Consider the following 16,937-nt stretch of genomic DNA (forward strand, 5'->3'; position numbering starts at 1 on the left):
CGTCAGTTAAGCCATGCCCCCGCCCCCGCAAAGGGCCGGGTCCGTCATATTTCGTCAGACCAGACCGATTTCCAGCCCGACCGACGCCTCCACGCCCCAGCCGAAGCCCTCGCCCCATTGCGCCACGGCGATCCGCGCCTCGCCCCCCGGTCCCTGCGGAAAGTCCGCCGCGAACGCCGCCAGCGGATACAGCAGGCTGCTCCCCTCCACCTCGAACGTCCTCACCAGCCCTTCGCCGTCCAGCACCCTGCCTCGGAACCGAAGCGGATCGACCGCCGCCGGCTCGCCGTCCCAGCCGTCGCCATACAGGCGCACGCGCGGCGTCCAGCGCACGATCCGCCCCGCGTCCGTCGTCTCGACCGTCAGGCCGCACGGCGACCACGGCCGCGCATGGACGCCCGCCGGGGTGAAGCCGACCTCCCGGAACCCTGCGCCGCCCGGCGCCGCGCCCGCCGGTCCCGCGCGACAGACCAGCGGCAGCCCCCGCTCGCCGCGCCCGATCTCGGCCCGCGCCAGCCGACCGTCCAGAAACACCGCCGTCGCCCCTTGCGCCGCCCCGGCCCTCATCTCGACCTCGGTTCCCTGCTGCGCCCGCAGCAGGTTCGTCAGCCGCCATGTCCCCGGCCCGACCAGGGCGGCGGATCGATACTGGATCACCTCCCACCCCGCCGCCGTCTCGACCGCCACGGCGTTTGCTCCGCCCAGCACCGCCGCCTCGACCGCGCTTTCCGGCTCCCCGCCTTCGATTTGAACCACGACCGCATTCGCCGCATCCCAGCGATGACGCACGCCGGGCGCCAGGGCCTGAACCAGGGTCCCGACCATGGCCGACGTCTCCATGTCCGCGCGCGGCGTCAGGACATCGGCGTTGGCACCGGCGTGCAACCGCATCGTCCGCCAGGGGTCCGCCGCCGCCGCGACCACGGGCCGCCCGTCTTCCTCCGCCCCCATCAGCGGCGGCAGGTCCAGCAGTTTCAGGAACGGCGCCCCGACCACCGTCGGCGCCTCGCCCCCGCGCCAGCCGCCGTCGTCCTCCTGCCGCGCCCGCTCCGTCACCGGCTCCAACTCGGCCGAAGGCGTCTCGTCCGCCGTCGTCCGCATCACCCGCCAGTCACCGGCGCGCCCATCCAGCCGCACCATGTCCCCCGGCTCCAGCCGCATGGCGTCCAGCGGCCCCAGCGCCACGGTCACGGCCTCCATCCCGGCCCCCGTTAGCACGTCCAGCGCCGCCGCCTTTGCCAGGCCGCCCCCGCACACCACCGGCAAATCCAGGTCCACCCCGCCCCCGGTCGCGCCTTGGTCGTCGGACCGCACCACCGCCGCCCCGGTCTGATAGTCCGCCGTCTCGTCGATGTAGCGCACCCGCACCGTTGACGGTCGCGCCTCCAGCGTCCGCGTCGCGCTGACCGACGCGCCCCGCTCGGGCAGGGCCAGGGCGTCGGCCGTCAGTTCGCCCTCGACCGCCGCCCGCCCCCTGACCGCGACCCGCCCGTCCCGCTCCGCCGCCACGACGTCGAAGGCGGCCAGCAGCGGCTCCAGCGCGTCGCGCGTCCGCATCGGCCTGTCGATGACATAGCCGGCCGCCGCCCCCTCGACACCCTCCACCGACATCTCGTCCGGCTTCAGTCCGCCCCGCGCCAGCACCGCCGCGATCAGGTCGCGCCCGTCGCCCGCCAGTCGTCCGTTCAGCCAGTGTCCGGCCCGCCACGCCCCCGCATCGGCCCAGACGTCGCCTCGCGCCGGAAACGCCGGATAGGGCCTGGCGTCCCAGCACCAGGCGTCCGCCGCCTCCAGCATCCGCCCGCCATAGACCGCCGATGTCGGATTGTTCTCCACCTTGCCGAAATGCCCCAGCACCGCCTCCAGCGCCGCCCGCTGCACCCCATCGTCGCGCGCGCCGGTCGAGGCGGGCGGCCGATGGCTCTCGCTGCTCTTGGGGTCCTGGAACAGGTTCGGCGCATTGCCGCCCCGGTCCACCGCCGCGCAGCCGAACTCCGACAGCCTGACCGGCTTCATCCCCGGAACCCAGGCCGTCGGCGTCGCGCTTCGGACCCCGCCCGGCCGATCATGGTGCAGGTTCGACCACCACCCCTTCAGGTCCTTGGGCCGGAACACCCAGTCTTCGCCATGCGCCCCATCGACGATGCGCGTCCGTGCCTGCCCCGCCCGATCCGCCTCGCTGGCGTAGAACCAGTCGAACCCGTCCCCGCCCGCGACGCCGGCCGCCAGATAGGCCGGGTCCGCCGCCCCCGCCCACGCGCCCGCGTCCACTCCGCCCTCGCCCGCGCGCCAGTCGGTCAAAGGCGGATACCAGTCGATGGCGACGTAATCGATGTTCGGATCGGCCCACAGCGGATCCAGATGGAACACCACCTCCCCGCCCGCCTGCCATCCGAAATATTCGCTCCAGTCGGCCGCATACGACAGCTTCACCCCCGCCCCGACCACCGCCCGGCATTCCGCCGCCAGCGCCCGGAACTGCTGAACCGCCGGAAAGCCCCCGTCCGCATCCCGCGTCCCGGTCACGCCCCGCATCTCCGAGCCGATCAGCAGCCCGTGCGCCCCTTCCTCCGCCGCGATCCGCGCATAGTGCAGCGCCATCCGCCGCAAACCCCAGCCGGCCGCCGTCCCGAACAGCGCCGCCATCTCCGCCGTCGCCCCGGCGCCGTCCTGGCCCGTCACACGCCCCCGCCACGGATAACCGGGGCAGTCCATGAAGACGAACGGATACAGCGTCACCTCCAGCCCCCGCGCCTTCAGCTCGCGGATCGCCTGGCGCACGCTGTCGTCCGAAGGCGTCCCGCCATAGGCCGGCGCCCCATCGACCTGGCTGACGACATAGGCGTCTGCGCGCCCCAGCCCCGCCACCGACCAGGCGTGCGGCTCGGTCGGCTTGTCGCGTCGCTCAACCCCCGGCCGCACCCGGCATTCCCCCGCCCTCAGGTCGCTGCCGAACCAGCCGACCACCAGACTGACCCGCTTCAGGTTCGGCAGCTGCGCCTGAAGCTGATCCAGCGACGCCAGCAGGTCCGCCCGCCCCTCGCCGTTGTGCATGTTCTCCGCCGTCGTCCGCGTCAGCCCTTCGCGGCGCAGCACCGCCTCGGTCGCCAGGGCGAACTCCCCCGCGCCGGGGATCAGACACACGCCCTCCAGCAAGTCCTCCAGCCGGGGCGCCCCGCCCCTGGGTCGCCGGAACACCTCGAAGCTCAGCTGCGGAACCCGGTCCCCGAACGGCCCCAGCGGCAGGTCCTCGAACACCACATAGGCCGCGCCGCGATAGGCCGGAGCGTTTCCTTCTACGGCCTCGATCAGGGGATCGGGCGTCTGCTCCTCGCCGCCGCGATGCACCCGCATCACGACGCCGGTCATGTCCATCGGCCGCCCGTCGGCCCAGACCCGGCCGATCCCATCGATCTGGCCCTCGCACAGGGCCACCGCGAAGCTCAGCGAATAGGTGTAGTCGACCGTCTTGGGCCCGCCCTTGCCCGCCCGTCCCTTGGTCCTGCCTTCCAGGAACCGCGCGGCCCAGATCACCTGGCCGGTCACCCGCGCCCGACCGAAGACGCAGGCCATAGGCGACCCTTCCGCCGTCCCCTGCACCTTCAGCGTCTCGATGCGCGGCCCGATCTGACGCGCCGGTCCCAGCGACCCGATCACGCGATTGTCGATCGCCCGCCCGATGGTGGCGCCGATCACCCGCCCGATCCCGCCCCCGACCTGCTGCCCGACCGCGCTCAGTACGACTTGCGCCATGCTTTTAAACTCCGTCATCCTCGGTCAACGAGGCGGCGCACGCCGCCGAGGCCGAACCGGGGACAGGAAAGCGGAACACGGCGGCCAGCCGCCTTCGCCACCACGCCCCCATCCAGCTTTCGACCACCGCCCGCCCCCAATAGGCGTGGATCATCCTCGGCTCCGGCCCGCCGACGTCGCTCAGGATGGCGCAATGCTTGACCGCAGCCCCCGGCGACATCCGAAACAGCAGCACGTCGCCCGCCCGCATCTGATCGACCGCCACCGGCCGCATCCACCGCCCCGCCGCCTCCAGCAGCGTCTCGCGCCCGCCCACCTCGGCCCAGTCCGCCGAATAGGCCGGCAAGACTTCCGGCTCCTCGCCCACGACCGCGCGCCACACCCCGCGCACCAGCCCCAGACAGTCCGCGCCCACGCCCTTCACACTGGCCTGATGACGATACGGCGTCCCCAGCCAGGACCGCGCGGCGGCGACCACGACAGATCCTCCCCCGTTCAAGGGGGAGGGGGACCGCGAAGCGGTGGAGGGGGCGGACGCAAAACCACCCTTCGAAGCCGCCTGATCGACACCCGTGGGATTTTCGCCCCCTCCACCACGCTGCGCGCGGTCCCCCTCCTCCGCTACGCGGTGGAGGATCAGGTCGTCTTCCCGCCTCACCGCCGGCTCCCGCCGTCGTTCCGCGCCCCGCCCGCCGGATAGGCCGTCAGGAAATCGTCGCCCGGCACATCGGGGAAGCCGCGAAAGTTCGCCCCGTTCGCAAACGTTCCGACGCAGGTCTCCCACCGCTTGTCGCAGACCCGTCCCGCCGCCTCCGCAACCCCGCACCGCTGGTCACCCAGCCGCGCGTCGCACATCCGCCCATAGGTCCGCCCGACTACCCGCTCCAGCCTGGCCAGCGGTCCCTCAAGTTCGGCCACGAACGTCCCTGCGCTCAGGACGCCCGATGGGCGACAGCCCTCAAAGGCGTTCTCGCGCCTGATCCGCGCCAGCGTGCCGACCCACAGCCGCACCCTCAGCGTCGGCTGCGTCCAGTCCACGCGCCACAGCTCGACCGACGCCTGGTCGTACAACCCCGCCGCCACGTCCGCCTCGGTGATCGCTGAATCGTCCAGCGCCCCCGCCGCCGAAACCGATCCGGCCGCCAACCCCACGGCGCTCTCGCCCGCCCCCGCCGTCCAACCGCTGGCGGCGCGACAGACCACCCCATCCATGACCAGATCGCGGTCGTGATCGGTGAACCCCATCGTCGCGCCGTCCACGCGCGTCAGCCGCCAGACATGACAAAGCGTCGCCGCCCCGCTCTCGACGCGGGCGGCCAGGTCTTCCGGTATGTGTCTCATGTTCGCTTTCGCTCAGGCGTGGCGAGTGACGAGTGGCGAGTGGTGAGTGGCGAGGATCGCCGAAGCAGGGCGAACGACCGTGGCGGTTTCGAAGGCGGGACGGCGGCTCACTCACCACTCACCACCACCACTCACACCCGCACCTCGATCAGCGGAACCGCCGCCATCCGCCCGGCCTCGAAACTTTCCAGCGTCGTCTCAATCCGGTCCGTGTCGAACCGGACCGGCGTGTCGAACAGGAAACCCGCCGTCACCGGCGCCCCTGCCCCGGGCGCGCTCGCCAGCGTCACCCGCCCCGTCGCGACATCGACCGTGAAGGCCGTGGTCTCCACCCCGCCGACCGCGACGCGCACCGACCTCGCGACCGGCTTGGCGATCGTCCGCGCCACGTCGCCATAGGCCTTGGTCAGGTCAAACGCCGTCCGCGCCCCATCCCCGACGCCCAGCGCCTGGTCGTCTGGCGCCGGCGTCCCGCCCGGCGCGCACGACTTGAAGTCGGCGAAGTCCTTGAACCGAAACCCGTAAAGCCGCCCCCGCCGCGCCTCGAAGAAGGCGGTCAGCGCCGCCATGTCGTCCAGCGACCTCAGGTTCGCCCCGATCAGATACCGCCTGCGCCCCAGCGCCCACGGCGTCGACCGCCGCTCGAACCCCGAGGCCAGGGTCGTGATCTCGGTCCTGCGCTCCACCCCGCCGGTCGAACCGAACGCCAGTCGCGCCGGCAGCCGCACCTCGTGAAAGGCGCCCATGGTCACTCTCCTGTTGTGCAATGCCGCTCGCCCGGTCCAAATCTTTGCGGCGGCGCTCGGGCCGCCCTCTCGGGACCACAGACCTTGCGCGGCGAAATCCTCAGCTACGATCCGATGACCGGCGATGGCCTGATCAGCGGCGACGACCTTCTGCGCTACGCCTTCACATCGACGACCGCCGATCTCGAACCCGGTCGTCGCGTCGATTTCGTCGTCCAGGACGACCGGGCTGTCAGCCTGATGGTGCTGCGCGAGGGGCCCTTGCCGCCCGTCGTCCATGCGCCCGAGCCGGACCTCGGCCTGTGGGGCTATTTCGTCCGCTGCCTGACCACGAAATACATCGACGGGAACGGCCGCGCCCGGCGCAAGGAATACTGGTCCTTCGCCCTGTTTCAGTTCCTGATCCTGATGCTGTCGTTCATGCCGATCATTGGTCTGGCCATCGCCGACGCCGAGACGGGGCAGGGCATCGAAGCCTGGGCCGTCGCTTGGATATGCATCGTGGCCCTGGTCTATTTCGGCCTCGTCATTCCAGGCGTCAGCGTCACGATCCGCCGTTTCCACGACGTGGGCCTCAGCGGCTGGCTGATCCTGATCGGCCTCATTCCCTATGTGGGCGGCCTGTTCGTCTTCATCGTCAGCCTGCTGCCGTCGCAGCCGTGCGTGAATGTCCACGGCGCGCCGCCGAAAGGCATGGGTCAAATCCCACTTTGAGAGAAATTCTCAGGAACCCTTCGCCAAGCTTGACCTTTCAGTCTTGCCCGGCGCACGTCGTCCGGCGATGCTCGCAAACTGCCGCTCGGCGGCGACAACCAAGGAGACCTCCGTGCGCGGTGAAATTCTCAGCTACGACGCCACGACCGGCGCCGGCCTGATCAGCGGCGACGACGGCGCGCGTTACGACTTCACCTCCGACGCGCTTCAGTCGCCGGCCGTGCCCGCCGCCGGCGTGCGCGTCGACTTCGTGCCCGAAGGCGCCGTCGCCACCCAGATCCTGATCCTGGCCGGCGCCCCCACCACAACCGGCGTCGCCGGCGGTTACGCGGCCTCCGCTGCGGTGGGCGCCCCGGGTTCGGGCTTCGACTTCAAGTCCGCCATGCTGTCGTTCGAGGGCCGCCTGCGCCGCTCGCACTTCTGGATCGGCTGGCTGATCCTGTTCGGCGTCAACATCGTCATCAGCTGGATTCCGATCATCAACCTGTTCGGCGTCGTCCTGATCTGGCCGAACCTGGCCATTTCGGTGAAACGCCTGCACGACATGGGCAAGAGCGGCTGGCTGATCGCCATTCCCTGGGTCGGCTCGATCATCGCCTTCGTCGCCGGCTTCGCCATGATGATCGCCGCCGCCGTGGCCAACGGCTATTCGGAAGATTATTTCGAGAACAACCCCGCCGCCGTCTTCGGCATGATGGGACCGGCGTTCGGTCTGTTCGCCATCGCCGGCCTGCTGGGCCTGGCCTTCCTGCTGTGGATCGGTCTGGTCGACAGCCAGAAGGGCGAAAACCGCTTCGGCCCGAACCCCAAGGGCGAGTGAGCTTCCAGGGGTGAATCGTGATGCGTGAATCGTGAGCGGAAGGCGGCCTGCTTGCCAACGCTGCATCCCAGTCACGATTCACCGCTCACCCTTCACCCGTGATCACATCCGCCGCGCGCCCAGGCTGACCGCCCGCGCCAGCATCTGGGCGATCTGCGCCTCGGACCGCAGCAGGGCCGGCGCCCCGCCGTCGACCGCCACATTGACCGTCACCCCGCCGCCCGAGACCGGCCCGATCTCGCCGCCCGTCGCCGGCCGGAACACCTCCGGTCCGCGCTCGCCGACCAGATAGGCGCCCCCGCCCAGCACCGGCCCGCCCTCCGCCCGCGCCCCGCCGAAGCTGGACATGGCCGCCTGGATCGCGGCGCTCAATCCACCGCCCGGGCCGCCCTGCGATCCCGCCGCCGCATTGACCGCGTTCAGCACCGCTCGCGCCAGTTCGGCCAGCGACACCTCCCCGTCCGCCGCCGCCCGCGCCAGCGACCGCGTCAGGCTGTCGCCCGCCCGTCCGAAGGCGTCCTGGATGGCGTCAGCCGCCTCCTGCGCCGGCGCCTTCAACGCCTCCAGCGCCGCCCCGGCCTCGGCGGCCTTGATCGCGACCTGATCGATCCCGTCCCGCCCGAACTCATCCGCCATCCGGCCAAACCTCCATCAGTCGCGCCAGTCCCTCGCGCCCCAGCGGCGCCGTCCCGCGCGACGCCTGCGTCAGCATCCGCCACTCCTTCAGCGACAGCCGCCAAAACGCCTCGGGCGCCACGCCCATCGCCGCCGCCAGCCGCAACATCTCGCCCCACGGCGTCATCGTGCGGCGGCCGCAAACGCCTGCGCCACCGCGACCGCCGCCTCGCGCGGATCGGCCGTCGCGACATCCGGCGTCGCCTCACCACCCCCGCGCAACACCGCCGCCAGCACCACCATCAAATCCCTCGCCGACAGCGCCTTCATTCGCTCCGCCACGGCCGCCATCCCGTCGACGCCCAGCCCCGTCTCGATCTCCGCCAGCGCCCCCAGCGTCAGACAGGCCCGACGCCGTTCGCCGCCGACTTCAACGACCACTTCACCCCGCGCCCCGTTCATCACATCTCCAACTTCGATTTCGTGAGCGGTGAATCGTGATGCGTGATGCGTGATCGATGCTTCTCCTCACGATTCACGATTCACGAGGTTTCATATCGCGCTGAACCCGATGGCGCCTGCGCTGGCCAGGCTCAGCGCAAAGGTCGCCTCGCCCTCGTGCTCGCCGGCGTATTCCAGCGCCGCGACCAGGAACGGCCCCTCCAGCACGCCGAAGTCCGGCACGATCAGCCGCCACCGCTTCGCCGCCTGGTCGAAGAAGGCTTCGCGCACCAGCGCGTCCGACGCCGCGTCGCGAAAGATGCCCTGCCCCGACACCGCCGCCGACTTCACGCCTGCGCCGGCCAGCAGTTCGCGCCACCGTCCGGCGCTGTCGCCGTCCGTCGCGTCCACCGTCCTGGCGTTCAGCGAGATCGTCCGCGCCCTCAACCCCGCCACCGTCGTGAACACACCAGGCGTCCCCTCGATCTTCAGCAGCATGTCCTTGCCGGCCTGTGCCGTCATTTCCGTCTCTCCCATTGGTCGTGAATCGTGATTCGTGACGGGTGATTGCGCGCCGGCCGGCGTCGTCGCCGCTCACGACTCACGCATCACCACTCACGTCTTCCGTCACCGCCCTCAGCCGCACCACCGCATAGGTCCGCCGCCCGTCCCCGGCCGGAAAGACGTCGGCGAAGGTCGCCCTCAGGGTCGCCGTCCGCACGCCGTCGGCCTCCAGCGTCGTCTCATGCAGGCAGGCCCGCACCGCCGCCGCCATCGCCTTGGCCTCTTCCGACCCGGCGAAGCGCGACACGCCCGTCAGGGTCAGCCGCTGCTCCACCCCGCCTCCGTCCGCCGCCACAGGCCGGCTCTCGCACCGCCCCAGCGCCAGATAGGGACACAGCGCCCCTTCCGGCGCGTGGTCGTAAACCCGCCCCTGGATCAGGGCCGACAGCGCCGGATCGGCCTTCAGCGCCGCCACCATCGCCTTCTGCAGCGCGCCCTCGTGGTCCGTCATCGCGTCCGCTCCAGCTCCAGTTCGACCCGTCCCGGCCGCGGCTCCGCGATCAGACGGATCGTCCAGTCCGCCCCGCCGAAGCGCAGCACGCGCCCGACCGCCAGCCTCGGATCGGCCCGCGTCCCGGCCCGCATCGTCTCGACCGACCGGCGCCGATCGCCCTCGCCGCGCTCGACCCGTCGCCGCGTCCCGGCTTTCAGCCAGATCGCCCCCAGCGGCTCGAACGTCACGCTGCGCCCGCCATAGGGCGTCTCGGCCTCCATCGGCTGGAACAGCCCCGTCAGCACCCTCACAGCCGCACCACGCGATAGGGCGCGATCCAGGCCTCGACCGGCTCCACCGCCATGTCGGGATCGCCCCGCTCATAGGCCCGCAGCACCAGCATCAGGATCGCCAGCCTAAGCGGCGCGGGGGAGGTGGACGTCAGGCTCAACCCCACATCCGCCTCCACCCGCGCCCGCGCCGCCTCGATGAAGGTCTGGATCAGCCCGTCCTCGGCCTCATGCTCGACCCGCAGAAACAGCTTCGCCTCCGCCGCCGTCACCGGTTGCGCCATGGCAATCTCCATTGTCGAACTCAGAATTCTCCCTCCCCGCCTCGGGGAGGGTGGTCGCGCAGCGACCGGGTGGGGGCGGCCCGGTAGGGACGCAGGCTTGGTAAGCGATCCCAGTCCGGTCGCCCTGCCGTCCCCACCCGGCTTCGGCTGCGCCTCAGCCACCCTCCCCCGCAGGGGGAGGGAAAGCCGCTAACGCCTCAGCTCGCGCTGAACTTCATGACTTTCAAAGCGTCGAAGTTCTGCACCCCGCCGCCCACGCGCTTGGTCGTGTAGAACAGCACATAGGGCTTGGCCGAATAGGGATCGCGCAGCACCCGCACCCCCGCCCGATCCACGATCAGATACCCCCTCTGGAAGTCCCCGAACGCGATCGACAGACTGTTGGCCGCCACGTCCGGCATGGTCTCGATCTCAGTGACCGGATAGCCCAGCAGGCTCGCCGTCTCGCCCAGCCGCGTCGCCGGCTGCCAGATGTAGTTGCCGTCCGCGTCCTTGAACTTGCGCACGGCCGACACCGTCTTGCGGTTCATCACGAACCGCCCGTTCGGCCGATACTGGGCCTTGGGCGCATAGATCAGGTCGATCAGACGATCCGCCGGATTGCTGGCAGCGAACCCACCGGCAGCCCCCGACGCCACATAGCCGATCTGACCCCAGGTCTGTCCGGCATCCGCAACGGTGGGATAGGCCAGGAAGCCGCGCGGCTTGTTCACACCGTCGCCATTGACGAAGGCCGCCGTCTCCTGGGCCGCAAAGGCGTCCTCGACCTCGGCCGCCAGCCATTCGTCCAGATCGACCATGGCGTCGTCCAGCAGGGCCTGGGTCGCCGCCGGATTGGCGTAAAGATCCGCCGACGGGAACTCCAGCAGGGCCAGGGTCGCCGGATCGGTCTCGGGTCGCGCAGCGGTTTCCGCCACCCAGCCCGAGGCCACGCCCGCCGTCGACACCGGCTTTTTGAACACGCCCGCCGCCACCGTGCGCACCGTGGCGATCTCGCGCATCGGCGACGCCGCCATCAGACGCCGCTCGATGGCGCGCTCGGTCTCGTACGGCACGACATAGCCGCCCGAGGTCGCGCCGCCCGACAGGCCCGCCTTCACCTCCAGCGCACCCGATTGACCCGTCTTCAGATAGCCGTCCCACGCCGCCTTGGCCTCCGGCGCAGACGCCGGCTCGACCGGCTCGCCCCCAATGACCGGACGCCGGCTCTGGCTCATCACCCGATCCAGCCGCGCCTGGGCCGCCGCCACCGCCTGGTCGATGCGCGCCACCTTCTCCTCCAGCAGCACATCGGCCGCCGCCTTCTTCTCGATCTCGTCCAGCCGGACGTCGTTCGCCCCTTTGAACGCCTCGAACGCCGTCATCATCTCGCGCACGACTTCGCGCGCCTCGGGCTGGCCCGACGCCTGTTTGGTCTCTTTCATGATCTCTCCGGTTGAAGAACCGCGCGTTGCGGTTAGGGTCGAGGCGTGAACCGCCTTCTTGATAATTTTGTCGTTCGAGACGTCGCCTGATGTCCCATCTCACGCCGCTCGAAAGCGCCGTCATGGAGGCCATGGCCTGGCAGATGGGCGACAGCGTGCCCGATCTGACCGCCCAGGCGGCGTCCAGTTCGCCCGGCCTGCGCCGCAACACGGGCGCGGGCCTCTATTCCCAGTTTCTGGTCGACGCGGACCGGCGCACCGCCAATCCCGACGCCACCGGCCTGTTCGGCACGGTCCATGCGATGGTGGCGGACCTGCCCGATCCCATCGGCTTCCAGATCGAGCTGCGCCAGGGCCGGCTGATGGCCCTGCACGGCCAGAGCTATGGCCAGGACACCCGCGCCATCGACTTCTCGACCACGTCCTTCGGCAAAATCTTCACCATCGACGAGCGCGGCCAGTCCGTCCTGTATCGCCCCGCCCGCCGCCCGCCCGAAGTGATCGTCCCCCGGCCGAAAGCCGCCGCTCGACCGCCGGCGCCGGCCCAGCCGCGCCCTCAAACCCCGATCAAGACCCCGGCGACGAAGCCGGCGGACCACGCCCTGCCCGCCGCCGCCGCCCCGCCCGGCGTGGCGGAGATGCTCGCCGGCGTCTCCAACCCCACCGCCTCGCGCGGCGGCAAGCTGGCTCTGGTCTATCTCGGCGTCTACGGCCTCATTCTGTTCGCCGTTTTGTTCGCCCGGATCGCCCTGCACACCGGCTGGATCTTCGCCCTGATCGTCGCCGTCTGGGCCCTGCGCTATATCCACAGTCCCAAGGGCCGCGCCAAGATGGCCGACCTCGCCGACCGCCTGGACCGCAACGGCGCCTTCCAGGCCCTCAAGCTACGCTGAACCTCGCCCCCGGCAGCATGGGAAACGTCACCAGCGACACCTCCCACAGGTCCACGCCGCTCAGCACCCGCAACCGTCCCTGACGCCGCGCCCGCGCGGTGCGATAGCCGATCGACAAACCATCCAGCGCCCCTGCCCGGCTCAGCGCCCCGGCGAACCGCGCCTCGGCCGACCAGTCCTCGATCCGGCCGCGCACGAACAGGCCGCGCGCATCCTCCACGATCTGATCCCACACGCCGACCGGCGCCCGCGCATCGTGCTGGTTCAGCATCCGCACGCCCCCGGCGCCCGTCCGGGCCACACTGTCGGCGAACGCTCCCGCCTGCACCACGTCCCCGTTCAGATCCGCCACGCCCCACAGGGAGGCGTAGCCCTGGATGACAAGCGGCCCGGATTTCTCCCTCCCCCTGCGGGGGAGGAGAGAAGCGCCTGCACCATCCATCATTTCCCCTCCAACCGCCGCTCGATCCGCTCCACGGCCGCCGCCGTCGCCTCGCCCTGCGTCTCCAGCCGGGCCAGCCGTTCGGCGACCAGCCTCTGCTCCCCGACCCGCTGCTCCAGCGTCGCGATCCGCGCCGCCGCGCCTCCGGCCCAGACCAGGCCGCCGATGGTCTGCACGACCACCGCGATCAGCAGCGCCGTCGGCACGCGCCGGATTTGATGTTCGGTCATCCTTCCAACCCCGCCATCCGCCGACGCTCTTCGTCCGTCAGAAAGCTGGCGCCATCCAGCCGCGCCCACAACGCATCCCGCTCGGGCTGCAGGGCCGACACCGCATCCAGGTCCGCCCGGATCTCGCACCCCACGAACCGCTCGCCCAGCCAGCCCGTCATCGCCCCGGCCGCCTTCCTGACCAGCGGGATCACCGTCTGACGCCAGAAGGCCGCATTGGCCTCGCGATAGTTGGCGTAGGTCGCATCGCCCGGTATTCCCAAGAGCTGCGGCGGCACCCCGAAGGCCAGGGCGATCTCGCGCGCCGCCGCATGTTTGCCGGCCGTGAAATCCATCTCCGCCGGCGTCAGGCTCAGCGGCTTCCAGTCCATCCCGCCCTCCAGCAGGATCGGCCGTCCGGCGTTGGTCGCCCCGGCATAGACGTTCGACAGCTGATCCTTCAGCGCCTCGAACTGCCCGTCCGTCAGCCGCTCGCCGTTGCGCGCCCCATAGACCAGCGCCCCCGACGGCCGCGCCGCATTGTCCAGCAGGGCCTTGTTCCAGGCGCCCGCGGCATTGTGCGCGTCCACCCCTTGCGCCGCCGCCTCCAGCGGCGACAGCCCGTACCAGTCGTCCAGCGGGTGCCACAGCTTCAGGTGCATCACCGTCGCCCAGCCGTCCGCCGCCCGCCCGATCCTGACCGAACGCCCCTCGACCGAATAGTCCCACGCCTCGGGCCAGCCCGACCGGCCGGGAACCACCTTCACCCGATCCGACCGCAGCGCCCACAGCTCGTCCGGCGCCCCGTCCCCGTCCGCATCGCCGGTCGCCTCGACATAGGCGTTGCCCGACACCTGCAGCGCGCCATAGACCGCCTCCATCAACTCCGCCCCCGACTGTTCGGGATTGGGCCGACGGATCAGCTTGGCCAGCGGATGGGCGTCGTCGCGCACCCCCTCCACGAACACCGCGAACGGCGCAGCCGCCGCCGCCTCGGCGATCATGCGGATGCAGCGATAGGCCACGGCGTTCTTCTGATAGCCCTCGCGCGCCAGGCTGGCATAGTCGTTGGGCGTCCAGCGCGGCCGCCCGACCCCGGACAGGGCGATCACCCCGCCCGCCCGGCTTTCCTTGACCTCGGGCGCACCCCTGCGCCCCGCCTGGCCGAACGGCCACCGGATCGAAACCATCGCAATCTCCTAAGAATTCCCGTCCCTTCTCCCAGTGGGAGAAGGTGGCTCGAAGAGCCGGATGAGGGTCGTCCGGTGGGCCAAGGCGCACGGGCGCGACCCTCACCCTTTCGCGTTGACCGATCGCTACGCTCTCGGACGCTCAAGCCCTCTCCCAACGGGAGAGGGTGTCATCACCTTCAACAACGAGCGCTCCACCCACAGATGCACCGTCACGCCCGCCGCCAGACTCGCCGCGACGGTCAGCGCCACCACCGCATCCCCCGGCAGGGCGACCAGCCCGCTCTCGAACAGCCGCCCCAACGCCCGAACCACCAGCACATGGGTCAGATAGATCGAATAGGACGCATCCCCCATGAAGGCCGCCGCCCGGCCCAGCCGTCCCGTCGCACGGTCCAGACGCTCCATCCGCACCGCGCCGAACACCACCAGGGCGCCGGGCAGGCCCCAGATCAGGACCCGCGCCAGACCCGTCGCCGGATCGTTCAGGGCCTCCACCCCGTCGATCCGCCCATATCCGAACGCCGGCGTCAGCCCCAGGCCGACCAGCCCCAGACCGACCGCCCACGGCCCGGCCCATCGCGGCGCCGACCGCCACGCCCCGGCGATGCCGACGCCCAGCAGAAACTTCAGAACGATCGGCGCGCCCCAGAACCTCAGCACCGGCGCCGCCACAAAGAACCCGGCGACCAGCAGGACCGCATAGGCCCCGACCAGCCCCCATCCGACCCGCCGCCCGCCCGCCAGGCTCAGGCCGAACCCGGCGTAGAACAGCATCTCGAAACACAGGGTCCACCCCGGCCCCAGCGCCGGAAAGGTCATCTCCAGCCCGCTGAACGGCCAGAACAGAAAGGTCGCCGTCGCCATTTCCGCGCCCAGCGTCCCGCCCCGCGCCATGCCGATCAGGATCGGCAGAGACAGCAGCCAATAGATCGGCGCCACCCTTCGAAACCGTCGCCACAGGAACTCGCCCACCGCCGCCAGACCCGACCGCCCCTGCGTCGTCATGGCGATGACGAAGCCGCTGATGACGAAGAACACATCCACGCCCACCGCGCCGAAATCCGCCAGCGGCCCGTTGCCCGCCAGCGTCTCCAGCCCCAGCCGCGTCCCGGCCAGGTCCACGGCGTGGGCCGCGACCACCGCCGTCGCCGCCGCGAACCGTAGCGCCTGCACCCCGTAAAACCGCTCCCCCATCCGCCACGCCTATCATCCGGCGCGACGGATCGACAATCTCAGATCATCGTCCGCGCCCGCACGGCCTCGGCGATCCGCGCCTGCCCCGTCGCATTGGGATGGGCCGCATCGAACATCAGCCCGCCGGCGAACGCCCCGCCGAACAGGGCCGCCCCGTCGATGGGCGTGGCCAGCCCCCTGGCCGCCGCCACCTCGAACACCGCGTCGCGGATCGCCCCTTGCGTCGCATAGGCCGCCTTGCCCTGGGTCGGATCGGACGGACAGCCGGTCATCAGCAGCACGTCCCCCGTCGTCGCCGCCCGGTCGACCAAAGTCCCCAGCTGCGCCTTGTAGGTCGCCACAGCCGTCCCCGCATTCCAGTCGTTGATCGTCAGAGCGATCACCGTCAGATCCGCCGCCGCGACCGGCAGCGATCCATAGGCCCGGTACGGCTGGTCCGTCGTAATCCAGTCCGAAACCTTCGATCCGCCCCAGCCGGCGTTGATCACCCGCGCCCGCTTCGCGTCCGACCGCCAGGCCATGCCGCCCGCCACGAACACCGCCCCGCCCGAGGCCCAGCGCACCGTCACCGGCCCGCCGGTCTCGGGAAAGGCGACCGTCGTCGCCTCCATCGACGCCGCCTTGGTCGTATTGACCGTGGCCCGCACCAGCCCGTCGGTCTCGACCGTCAGAACGCCCAGCGCCGTGTTCGTCACCGCCCACAGATCGAACCGATCGACCGGCCCGTCGGGCTGGAAACTCCATCCGCCGGTCGAACCCGCCGCGCCGGAAAACAGCTTCCCGCCCAGCCCCGCCAGCGCATTGACGCTCCATCCTGCGCCCAGCGTCACGCGCGGATCATAGGCCGGATAGCCGCCGCTGGCGCCATCCGCCCCGCCCGCGCCCGCCACGGACGCCGCCGACGTCGGCAGCCCTCGTCCGGCCATCAGCATCGCCAATCGTTCGGGCCAGGCGCCGGCCCTGGCGTTGGGCGTCCAGCCGCCGGCGGCCCCGCCAAACCCTTGCGTCACGCTGTCGCCGATGCACAGCAGTCGCGCCTCGCGCCCGCCCGCCTGCATCGTCCGCACCGCCGCGGACCAGGCCGGCAGGTCCGGCACGGCGAACCGCGTCCGACCCAGCACCCCGCCCGGCGCCGCCGACGCCGCCCCGACCCCCAATCCCGGCATCAGTCGAACGCCGCCACGATCTGGCCGGCCGTCGTGCCCGTCGCCAGCACCCGGCGCACCTGCACCGGCAGCCAGCCGACCGGATGGTTGGCGAAGGTCACGGGCTCTCCATCCTCGGCGCCGACCGTCAGCACCCGGACATTGCCCGCCGCCCCGACATACAGCGCCTTGGCGTAGGCGTTCAGGTCCGCCGTATCGCTGGGCGTCACCGCCGCCGCCCGCCTGGCCGGTCCCCCGGCCTCGCGCCCATGGCTCAGCAATCCGTCCCGCTCGGGAATGGCCGGCATATCGTCTCTCCTGTCATTCAAAAATCTCCCTCCCCGCAACGGGGAGGGTGGCTGAGCCGAAGGCGAAGCCGGGTGGGTACGACAAGCCGACCCGCCACCGATCTAAGCGATCCTGCCTAACCGCCCCC

Annotated in this window: 21 protein-coding genes; 3 read left to right on the forward strand and 18 right to left on the reverse strand. The window is 71.1% G+C overall.

Translation table 11 applies throughout. From position 1 onward, the window contains the following. Positions 1–54: 54 nt before the first annotated feature. The 4 genes from B3Z70_RS00940 to B3Z70_RS00955 form a co-directional block, all read right to left on the reverse strand. Positions 55–3,753 carry a baseplate multidomain protein megatron gene (locus tag B3Z70_RS00940; RefSeq protein WP_292044441.1) on the reverse strand — a complete coding sequence of 1,233 codons (3,699 nt, stop codon included), beginning with the start codon at positions 3,751–3,753 and terminating at the stop codon, positions 55–57. 4 nt (positions 3,754–3,757) lie between these two features. Beyond that, positions 3,758–4,231 carry an NlpC/P60 family protein gene (locus B3Z70_RS00945; protein WP_292020604.1) on the reverse strand — a complete coding sequence of 158 codons (474 nt, stop codon included), beginning with the start codon at positions 4,229–4,231 and terminating at the stop codon, positions 3,758–3,760. A 176-nt stretch (positions 4,232–4,407) separates the two neighbouring features. Then, positions 4,408–5,094 carry a baseplate hub protein gene (locus B3Z70_RS00950; protein ID WP_292020601.1) on the reverse strand — a complete coding sequence of 229 codons (687 nt, stop codon included), beginning with the start codon at positions 5,092–5,094 and terminating at the stop codon, positions 4,408–4,410. A gap of 131 nt (positions 5,095–5,225) precedes the next feature. Next, positions 5,226–5,840 carry a DUF2460 domain-containing protein gene (locus B3Z70_RS00955; RefSeq protein ID WP_292020600.1) on the reverse strand — a complete coding sequence of 205 codons (615 nt, stop codon included), beginning with the start codon at positions 5,838–5,840 and terminating at the stop codon, positions 5,226–5,228. Between the two features lie 84 nt (positions 5,841–5,924). Between B3Z70_RS00955 and B3Z70_RS00960 the strand changes: the two genes are divergently transcribed. Together B3Z70_RS00960 and B3Z70_RS00965 are read left to right on the forward strand one after the other, a co-directional pair. Continuing rightward, positions 5,925–6,554, forward strand: coding sequence for a DUF805 domain-containing protein (locus tag B3Z70_RS00960; protein ID WP_292020599.1), 630 nt, complete (start codon positions 5,925–5,927; stop codon positions 6,552–6,554). 112 nt (positions 6,555–6,666) lie between these two features. Continuing rightward, positions 6,667–7,374, forward strand: coding sequence for a DUF805 domain-containing protein (locus B3Z70_RS00965; protein ID WP_292020598.1), 708 nt, complete (start codon positions 6,667–6,669; stop codon positions 7,372–7,374). 102 nt (positions 7,375–7,476) lie between these two features. Here the strand turns inward: B3Z70_RS00965 and B3Z70_RS00970 are convergent, their stop codons facing one another. The 8 genes from B3Z70_RS00970 to B3Z70_RS01005 form a co-directional block, all read right to left on the reverse strand. Further along, the gene (locus tag B3Z70_RS00970) at positions 7,477–8,010 is read right to left on the reverse strand and encodes a phage tail tape measure protein (RefSeq protein ID WP_292044443.1); all 534 of its coding nucleotides are present in this window, start codon (positions 8,008–8,010) and stop codon (positions 7,477–7,479) included. Then, the gene (locus B3Z70_RS00975; protein ID WP_292020597.1) at positions 8,000–8,176 is read right to left on the reverse strand and encodes a phage tail assembly chaperone; all 177 of its coding nucleotides are present in this window, start codon (positions 8,174–8,176) and stop codon (positions 8,000–8,002) included. The genes B3Z70_RS00970 and B3Z70_RS00975 overlap by 11 nt, the downstream gene beginning before the upstream one ends. Further along, entirely contained in the window at positions 8,173–8,451 is a 279-nt protein-coding gene (locus B3Z70_RS00980) for a GTA-gp10 family protein (protein ID WP_292020596.1), read from the reverse strand. The genes B3Z70_RS00975 and B3Z70_RS00980 overlap by 4 nt, the downstream gene beginning before the upstream one ends. Positions 8,452–8,541: 90 nt before the next feature. Next, complete coding sequence (locus B3Z70_RS00985; protein ID WP_292020595.1) at positions 8,542–8,952, reverse strand: phage major tail protein, TP901-1 family; 411 nt, start codon at positions 8,950–8,952, stop codon at positions 8,542–8,544. 79 nt (positions 8,953–9,031) lie between these two features. Further along, positions 9,032–9,445 carry a DUF3168 domain-containing protein gene (locus B3Z70_RS00990; protein WP_292020594.1) on the reverse strand — a complete coding sequence of 138 codons (414 nt, stop codon included), beginning with the start codon at positions 9,443–9,445 and terminating at the stop codon, positions 9,032–9,034. Further along, positions 9,442–9,738 (reverse strand): phage head-tail adapter protein, encoded by a 297-nt coding sequence (locus B3Z70_RS00995; RefSeq protein ID WP_292020593.1) that lies wholly within the window; start codon positions 9,736–9,738, stop codon positions 9,442–9,444. Before B3Z70_RS00995 ends, B3Z70_RS00990 begins: the two co-directional genes overlap by 4 nt. Next, complete coding sequence (locus tag B3Z70_RS01000) at positions 9,735–10,001, reverse strand: head-tail connector protein (RefSeq protein ID WP_292020592.1); 267 nt, start codon at positions 9,999–10,001, stop codon at positions 9,735–9,737. Before B3Z70_RS01000 ends, B3Z70_RS00995 begins: the two co-directional genes overlap by 4 nt. 197 nt (positions 10,002–10,198) lie before the next feature. Next, complete coding sequence (locus B3Z70_RS01005) at positions 10,199–11,425, reverse strand: phage major capsid protein (RefSeq protein WP_292020590.1); 1,227 nt, start codon at positions 11,423–11,425, stop codon at positions 10,199–10,201. A gap of 89 nt (positions 11,426–11,514) precedes the next feature. Between B3Z70_RS01005 and B3Z70_RS01010 the strand changes: the two genes are divergently transcribed. Beyond that, the gene (locus B3Z70_RS01010) at positions 11,515–12,318 is read left to right on the forward strand and encodes a hypothetical protein (RefSeq protein WP_292044445.1); all 804 of its coding nucleotides are present in this window, start codon (positions 11,515–11,517) and stop codon (positions 12,316–12,318) included. On the opposite strand, the gene B3Z70_RS01015 is transcribed toward B3Z70_RS01010, so the two are convergent. The 6 genes from B3Z70_RS01015 to B3Z70_RS01040 form a co-directional block, all read right to left on the reverse strand. Then, a complete protein-coding gene (locus tag B3Z70_RS01015; RefSeq protein WP_292044523.1) occupies positions 12,305–12,760 on the reverse strand; it encodes an HK97 family phage prohead protease in 456 nt (151 codons plus the stop codon). The two genes, B3Z70_RS01010 and B3Z70_RS01015, sit on opposite strands and share 14 nt — an antisense overlap. Continuing rightward, on the reverse strand, positions 12,760–12,990 hold the full coding sequence (locus tag B3Z70_RS01020; protein WP_292021801.1) for a hypothetical protein: 231 nt from the start codon (positions 12,988–12,990) through the stop codon (positions 12,760–12,762). Before B3Z70_RS01020 ends, B3Z70_RS01015 begins: the two co-directional genes overlap by 1 nt. Further along, positions 12,987–14,159, reverse strand: a complete 1,173-nt coding sequence (locus B3Z70_RS01025; protein ID WP_292021802.1) for a phage portal protein — start codon at positions 14,157–14,159, stop codon at positions 12,987–12,989. The genes B3Z70_RS01020 and B3Z70_RS01025 overlap by 4 nt, the downstream gene beginning before the upstream one ends. A gap of 126 nt (positions 14,160–14,285) precedes the next feature. Beyond that, positions 14,286–15,356, reverse strand: coding sequence for an acyltransferase family protein (locus B3Z70_RS01030; RefSeq protein WP_292021804.1), 1,071 nt, complete (start codon positions 15,354–15,356; stop codon positions 14,286–14,288). Between the two features lie 38 nt (positions 15,357–15,394). Continuing rightward, a complete protein-coding gene (locus B3Z70_RS01035; RefSeq protein ID WP_292021806.1) occupies positions 15,395–16,522 on the reverse strand; it encodes an SGNH/GDSL hydrolase family protein in 1,128 nt (375 codons plus the stop codon). Beyond that, positions 16,522–16,809, reverse strand: coding sequence for a spike base protein, RCAP_Rcc01079 family (locus tag B3Z70_RS01040; protein ID WP_292021808.1), 288 nt, complete (start codon positions 16,807–16,809; stop codon positions 16,522–16,524). The genes B3Z70_RS01035 and B3Z70_RS01040 overlap by 1 nt, the downstream gene beginning before the upstream one ends. Positions 16,810–16,937: the final 128 nt, after the last annotated feature.

Origin of the sequence: Brevundimonas sp. UBA6550 (assembly GCF_002434505.1) — a bacterium.
GTDB lineage: Bacteria > Pseudomonadota > Alphaproteobacteria > Caulobacterales > Caulobacteraceae > Brevundimonas.

What these genes read in the sequence shown, in the direction of transcription:
- B3Z70_RS00940 (WP_292044441.1), bottom strand. Translation starts at nt 3,753, where the DNA reads ATGGCGCAAGTCGTACTGAGCGCGGTCGGGCAGCAGGTCGGGGGCGGG.
- B3Z70_RS00950 (WP_292020601.1), bottom strand. Translation starts at nt 5,094, where the DNA reads ATGAGACACATACCGGAAGACCTGGCCGCCCGCGTCGAGAGCGGGGCG.
- B3Z70_RS00955 (WP_292020600.1), bottom strand. Translation starts at nt 5,840, where the DNA reads ATGGGCGCCTTTCACGAGGTGCGGCTGCCGGCGCGACTGGCGTTCGGT.
- B3Z70_RS00970 (WP_292044443.1), bottom strand. Translation starts at nt 8,010, where the DNA reads ATGGCGGATGAGTTCGGGCGGGACGGGATCGATCAGGTCGCGATCAAG.
- B3Z70_RS00975 (WP_292020597.1), bottom strand. Translation starts at nt 8,176, where the DNA reads ATGACGCCGTGGGGCGAGATGTTGCGGCTGGCGGCGGCGATGGGCGTG.
- B3Z70_RS00980 (WP_292020596.1), bottom strand. Translation starts at nt 8,451, where the DNA reads ATGAACGGGGCGCGGGGTGAAGTGGTCGTTGAAGTCGGCGGCGAACGG.
- B3Z70_RS00985 (WP_292020595.1), bottom strand. Translation starts at nt 8,952, where the DNA reads ATGACGGCACAGGCCGGCAAGGACATGCTGCTGAAGATCGAGGGGACG.
- B3Z70_RS00990 (WP_292020594.1), bottom strand. Translation starts at nt 9,445, where the DNA reads ATGACGGACCACGAGGGCGCGCTGCAGAAGGCGATGGTGGCGGCGCTG.
- B3Z70_RS01000 (WP_292020592.1), bottom strand. Translation starts at nt 10,001, where the DNA reads ATGGCGCAACCGGTGACGGCGGCGGAGGCGAAGCTGTTTCTGCGGGTC.
- B3Z70_RS01005 (WP_292020590.1), bottom strand. Translation starts at nt 11,425, where the DNA reads ATGAAAGAGACCAAACAGGCGTCGGGCCAGCCCGAGGCGCGCGAAGTC.
- B3Z70_RS01010 (WP_292044445.1), top strand. Translation starts at nt 11,515, where the DNA reads ATGTCCCATCTCACGCCGCTCGAAAGCGCCGTCATGGAGGCCATGGCC.
- B3Z70_RS01015 (WP_292044523.1), bottom strand. Translation starts at nt 12,760, where the DNA reads ATGGATGGTGCAGGCGCTTCTCTCCTCCCCCGCAGGGGGAGGGAGAAA.
- B3Z70_RS01020 (WP_292021801.1), bottom strand. Translation starts at nt 12,990, where the DNA reads ATGACCGAACATCAAATCCGGCGCGTGCCGACGGCGCTGCTGATCGCG.
- B3Z70_RS01025 (WP_292021802.1), bottom strand. Translation starts at nt 14,159, where the DNA reads ATGGTTTCGATCCGGTGGCCGTTCGGCCAGGCGGGGCGCAGGGGTGCG.
- B3Z70_RS01030 (WP_292021804.1), bottom strand. Translation starts at nt 15,356, where the DNA reads ATGGGGGAGCGGTTTTACGGGGTGCAGGCGCTACGGTTCGCGGCGGCG.
- B3Z70_RS01035 (WP_292021806.1), bottom strand. Translation starts at nt 16,522, where the DNA reads ATGCCGGGATTGGGGGTCGGGGCGGCGTCGGCGGCGCCGGGCGGGGTG.
- B3Z70_RS01040 (WP_292021808.1), bottom strand. Translation starts at nt 16,809, where the DNA reads ATGCCGGCCATTCCCGAGCGGGACGGATTGCTGAGCCATGGGCGCGAG.